Source organism: Bradyrhizobium altum, from assembly GCF_020889705.1.
Taxonomy (GTDB): Bacteria; Pseudomonadota; Alphaproteobacteria; order Rhizobiales; family Xanthobacteraceae; genus Bradyrhizobium; species Bradyrhizobium altum.
In genome coordinates this window covers 1-4,658 of the sequence record NZ_JACMYP010000425.1, presented here as the reverse complement: position 1 = coordinate 4,658, position 4,658 = coordinate 1, and the positions used below count along the sequence as shown (strand labels likewise).

General features: G+C 63.3%; 6 protein-coding genes, 1 tRNA gene and 1 pseudogene. All 8 read left to right on the top strand.

From position 1 onward, the window contains the following. The first annotated feature begins 144 nt into the window (after positions 1-144). Positions 145-630: an anthrone oxygenase family protein gene (locus tag H8B02_RS45445; protein ID WP_229172239.1), complete on the top strand. Its 486-nt coding sequence runs from the start codon at positions 145-147 to the stop codon at positions 628-630. A 114-nt stretch (positions 631-744) separates the two neighbouring features. Continuing rightward, positions 745-1,110: a hypothetical protein gene (locus tag H8B02_RS45440; RefSeq protein WP_229172238.1), complete on the top strand. Its 366-nt coding sequence runs from the start codon at positions 745-747 to the stop codon at positions 1,108-1,110. A gap of 257 nt (positions 1,111-1,367) precedes the next feature. Next, a tRNA-Asn gene (locus tag H8B02_RS45435) sits at positions 1,368-1,442 on the top strand. 131 nt (positions 1,443-1,573) lie between these two features. Next, entirely contained in the window at positions 1,574-1,753 is a 180-nt protein-coding gene (locus H8B02_RS45430) for a hypothetical protein (RefSeq protein ID WP_050404540.1), read from the top strand. Between the two features lie 135 nt (positions 1,754-1,888). Continuing rightward, positions 1,889-2,431, top strand: a complete 543-nt coding sequence (locus H8B02_RS45425) for a protein-L-isoaspartate O-methyltransferase family protein (protein ID WP_512699924.1) — start codon at positions 1,889-1,891, stop codon at positions 2,429-2,431. Further along, positions 2,341-2,553 (top strand): hypothetical protein, encoded by a 213-nt coding sequence (locus H8B02_RS49395; RefSeq protein WP_512699925.1) that lies wholly within the window; start codon positions 2,341-2,343, stop codon positions 2,551-2,553. Before H8B02_RS45425 ends, H8B02_RS49395 begins: the two co-directional genes overlap by 91 nt. 215 nt (positions 2,554-2,768) lie before the next feature. Beyond that, positions 2,769-4,151 carry a TolC family outer membrane protein gene (locus tag H8B02_RS45420; RefSeq protein WP_229172237.1) on the top strand — a complete coding sequence of 461 codons (1,383 nt, stop codon included), beginning with the start codon at positions 2,769-2,771 and terminating at the stop codon, positions 4,149-4,151. A gap of 330 nt (positions 4,152-4,481) precedes the next feature. Beyond that, positions 4,482-4,658 (top strand): annotated as a pseudogene (locus H8B02_RS45415) (DUF2497 domain-containing protein); the annotation flags it as partial.

Below are 4,658 nucleotides of genomic sequence, written 5' to 3'. Positions count from 1 at the left end.
CCGCTGCCCCGGGCGCGGCCCCTGCCGCGGGCGCGGCCTTTCGTCTCGCCATCTCTCTCCTCCGAAATCGGGATTGACGTCTCAAATACGAGAGTCTATCGCATTTTACAAATGCGAGTATCTCTCGCTTTTGGAGGTCGAGCGATGCGCAATATCCTGACCTCGGGCTTGCTGTGGCTTTCCGCGCTCGGCTGCGGCCTGCTTGCCGGGGTCTATCTCGCGTTCTCGGCGTTCGTCATGACCGCGCTCGGCCGCATCGACCAGGCCGCCGGCATCTCGGCGATGAACGCGATCAATGTCGACATCGTGCGCTCGCTGTTCATGCCGGTCTTCCTCGGCACCACGCTGTCTTGCGCCGGGCTCGTCGTGCTCGGCGGGCTGCGATGGCAGGAGCCGGGCGCGCTTGCGATGATCTGCGGCGGCGGCCTCTATGTCGTCGGGATGTTCGTCGTCACGGTCGCCTTCAACGTGCCGCTGAACGATCAGCTTGCGGCCACAGATCCCGCGAGCACCGCGGCCGCGCTGGTCTGGGCGCGCTACCTGACCGACTGGACCTTCTGGAACCACGTGCGGACCATTGCCTCGTTTGCGGCGACGGCGCTGTTCATTGCCGCCATCGCTGCGCGATAGAGCGCTTCCGAGCGAAGCGCTTCGCATTTTGTGCACGATTTGTACTCGTGTAGCACGATCGCTAAGGAGGTGACGCCGCACACCGATGTGCGGCCGCCTGCCAGGAGATTTTCAATGAAGTTTATTTTGCCGGCACTGCTTGTGATGGGACTGGCGTTGATCGCGGCGCCCGCATCGGCCGCCGATAACCGCAACGTCTCGGTGGTCAACGAGACCGGATACGCCATCAAGTTTCTCGGTTTCAACGGACCCGATGACGGCCTCGACGAATGGGAGAACGAGCTCGAGGGCACGTTGAAGAACCAGGACACCGCTTGCGTCGAGTTCGGCAACGACGACGAAGGCTGTGTCTGGAACATCAAGGTCGACTGGGCCAACTACAATGAATCGGTACTGTGGAAGAACGTCAATCTCTGCAAGCTCAACGTCCTGAGGCTGCGCTACGACCCCGGCAAGACCACCTCGTTCATCGCGGAATGACGTCAGGGGCGGGGCGTGCCCGCGGAAGAATCAGCGGCGCGGCGAAATGGCCGCGCCCGGCGGTGTTTCCCGGCGCCCGCGGCGCCGATAACGAGACAGCCGGGACAGGCCTGCATCGCCCTGGAACGCCGGCAAAGCCTTGCACCGCAGAGGTTTACCGTGCCCCGCTAAAGTTTCGCCGGAGGCCCATTTGGTTCTTTGCAAGGCCGAAAGGCTTTGTTATACGCTGCCCGCTCGCGAACATTTTGTTCGCCTATTCCTCGGTAGCTCAGCGGTAGAGCATTCGACTGTTAATCGAATGGTCGCTGGTTCGAATCCAGCCCGGGGAGCCAGTTTTGGCCCCATCAAGACCCTTCACGCCCATCACAAGCCTGTGGTCCGCTACGGACAGACAAAAAACGTCGTCAAATCGACTCAATAACCGTCGACACTTCGTCCTGCCGGGTCTTGAGAGGTGATTTTGATGGCCATTAACCTGATCGACCTGTCGATGCCGCAGCCGACGCTTGTTCCGAGCGATGCTCCCGACATCAGTGACGACGAGTGTGTCCGCCGGCTCGCGAGGGCCGTCGAGGAGCATGATTCCGAGCATCTCGATGAAGTGGCCCGCCTGATCGGCCGGCTTGCCGTCACGATCGAATAGAGCGCACCATGGCGCGCATTTTGGGAGCGGGTTTTGCACGCCAACGGCGTGTTGCGTTTTGGCGGAGCTTGTTCCAAAAGATGGCCCTGTTCTAGCTTCTCCAGCGGCAATGCCGCGACTTGCAGGGTCCCGCCAATGACCGGTTTTTCGACCGCGCGCCAGTACATGGTGGATGGTCAGGTGCGTCCGAGCGACGTGACCGACGATCGTATTCTCGAAGCCATGCTGACCGTGCCGCGCGAGGTATTCGTGCCGGCCGGCAAGCAGGCACTGGCCTATCTGGACCTCGATCTCGACGTGACCGAGGGCGGCGCGGCCAGGCGCTGCCTGATCACGCCGGCGTTGCTCGCCCGGATGCTGCAAGCCGCCGAGATCAAGGCGACCGACCGCGTCCTGGTCGTCGGCTGCGCGACCGGCTACGCCGCCGCCGTCGTGGCGCGGTTTGCCGGAGAGGTCAGCGCAACCGAAGGCGATCCGGCGCTGGCCGCGAAGGCCTCCGCAGCGTTCGCCCAGCTCGGCATCCAGAATGTGACCGTCAAGACCGCAGCCGCCGCCGATGGTGATGCCGCCGCGCGCCATATGATGTCATCGTTCTCAACGGTGCGACCGAGATTATCCCGACCGGGCTGTTCGGCCAGCTCAAGGAGGGGGGCCGGCTGGTCGGGGTGTTCGGCCTGACGCCGCCGCCGCGCGCCACCCTCGTGACTCACTCCCACGGGGATTTCGGGCATCGCGAGCTGTTCGACGCCACCGCCCCCGTGCTGCCTGGACTGGAACGCGTTCCGGCGTTCGTCTTCTGATCGCTACCGCGCTGCGCCAGCTGATAAAATCCCGTTCTGAATCAGAAGTGTGGCCCGTTTGCCCCATGTGAAGAGTTTCCACCGCGTTCCGTTGCGGGGTAGTTCCGTTGCCCTTAGCTGCGGACTAAGGTGAGGCGGGACTCACTTCGTCTGAAGCGACCGCCGGAACTGACTTGCGTGTGGAGACGGCGACTACAATGATTGGATTACCGGGGATGCGTGGGGTGAAGCTTATCACCGCGGCTGCGACTGCCGTCCTTCTGTTGGCGGAGATGGGCCCCGTGCCCGCGCTTGCCGATACTATCGAGGCCGCGCTGGTGCGGTCCTACCAGAACAATCCCCAGCTGAACGCGCAACGCGCGCTGGTGCGGGCGACTGACGAAAACGTTCCCCAGGCGCTCTCGGGTTATCGTCCGAAAGCCGCGCTGACGGTGAGCGGCGGATATCAATACAGCGACCAGCAGCCGACGGGCATCAGGGACTCGATTCACGGCACCCAAAATCCGGCCAGCGCAGGTCTGACGGTGAACCAGTCGCTGTACAATGCGCAGACCCCGCATAGGGTGCGCGCAGCCGAAAGCCAGGTGTCGTCGGCACGCGAGGGTCTGCGCGTGCTCGAGCAGACCGTCATCTTGAGCGCAGCCACGATCTATATGGACTATCTCCGCGACGCGGCGATCGTGGAAGTCCAGCGCAGCAACACGCGCGTGCTGGAACAGACGCTGAAGCAGACGCAGGACCGCTTCAACGTGGGCGAAGTGACGCGGACCGACGTGGCTCAATCCGAGGCACAGCTTGCGGCCGGCAAGACCCAGCAGCTCACCGCGGAATCGAACCTGACGACGACGCGGTCGAACTTCCGCCGCATCATCGGCAACGAACCGCAGAATCTCGCGCCCGGCTCGCCGGTCGATCGCTTCCTGCCGGCGACGCTGGCGGCCGCCGTCGAGCTCAGCCTGACCCAGAATCCGAACGTCACGTCCGCGATGTACGGCGTCGACGTCAACTTCCTGCAGACCAAGGTCGCCGAAGGCGCGCTGCTGCCGACGGTTGGGTTGCAGGCGTCGGTGACCGAAGGCTACCAGCAACAATTGTCGGTGAACCGCCTCTTCAATGCCGCAGCGCAAGTTCAAGTATCGGTGCCGATCTATCAGGGCGGCACTGAATACTCGCTGATCCGGCAGTCGAAGGAATCACTGGCGCAGCAGCGTCTGGTCCTCGAACAGACCAGGGATCAGGCGCGCGCCAACGTCGTCACCGCTTGGGGCCAGCTGGTCGCCGGCAAGTCGCAGGTCGCGTCGGCGCAGGCGCAGGTCACCGCGTCCGAAATCGCGCTGAACGGCGTCCGCGAAGAGGCCAAGGCCGGCCAGCGCACCACGCTGGACGTGCTCAACGCGCAGCAGGCGCTGGTCAATGCGCGCAACGCACTCGTCACCGCGCAACACGACCGCGTCGTTGCATCCTACAACGTGCTGAGCGCGATTGGCCGGCTGTCACCGCAGGTGATGGGCCTTTCGACCAACGTCTATGATGCCAGCGTGCATTACCAGCAGGTGCGCGACAATTGGGCCGGCGTACGCACGCCCGACGGCCGCTAAACACCTTCACGTCAACATCGCTTGTCGCGCCATGTTTGTGGTTCTGAGTTAATCAGGACCACAGACTGGCGCGTTTGCTTGCAATCGATAATTGGCCTGACATACCGTTTTGTCGGGCAGCAAGGCGATTCGCGCCGGCGTTGCGTGATGGCAGGTGCGACGCCACCTGTGATCACGCCGCATTGGGCGACACGAAGCTTGCACAGAGCCTCGGGCGGGCTTGATCTGGGGACAAGTCGGGCGGGAGCAACGAAAATCTCCGCCCGCTTCATCGGAACCGGCGAATCCTCTCGGGCTTGATGTAAAATAAAGTTCGATGTGGAGTCGGAGATGACGCAACCTGCGAAGGTCCAAGAGCCCTCGATGGAGGAGATTCTGGCGTCGATCCGTCGCATCATTGCCGACGACGAGGCGAAGCCGGCCGCGGCCGAGAAACCTGCGGCCGCCGCTGCGCCGCCGCCGAAAGTTGAATCGCCGCCACCAGCAGCCAAGCCCGCGATGAAGAGC

Excerpts from the sequence above, each read along its gene's own strand:
- H8B02_RS45445 (WP_229172239.1), top strand. The coding sequence starts at position 145 with ATGCGCAATATCCTGACCTCGGGCTTGCTGTGGCTTTCCGCGCTCGGC.
- H8B02_RS45440 (WP_229172238.1), top strand. The coding sequence starts at position 745 with ATGAAGTTTATTTTGCCGGCACTGCTTGTGATGGGACTGGCGTTGATC.
- H8B02_RS45430 (WP_050404540.1), top strand. The coding sequence starts at position 1,574 with ATGGCCATTAACCTGATCGACCTGTCGATGCCGCAGCCGACGCTTGTT.
- H8B02_RS45425 (WP_512699924.1), top strand. The coding sequence starts at position 1,889 with ATGACCGGTTTTTCGACCGCGCGCCAGTACATGGTGGATGGTCAGGTG.
- H8B02_RS45420 (WP_229172237.1), top strand. The coding sequence starts at position 2,769 with ATGCGTGGGGTGAAGCTTATCACCGCGGCTGCGACTGCCGTCCTTCTG.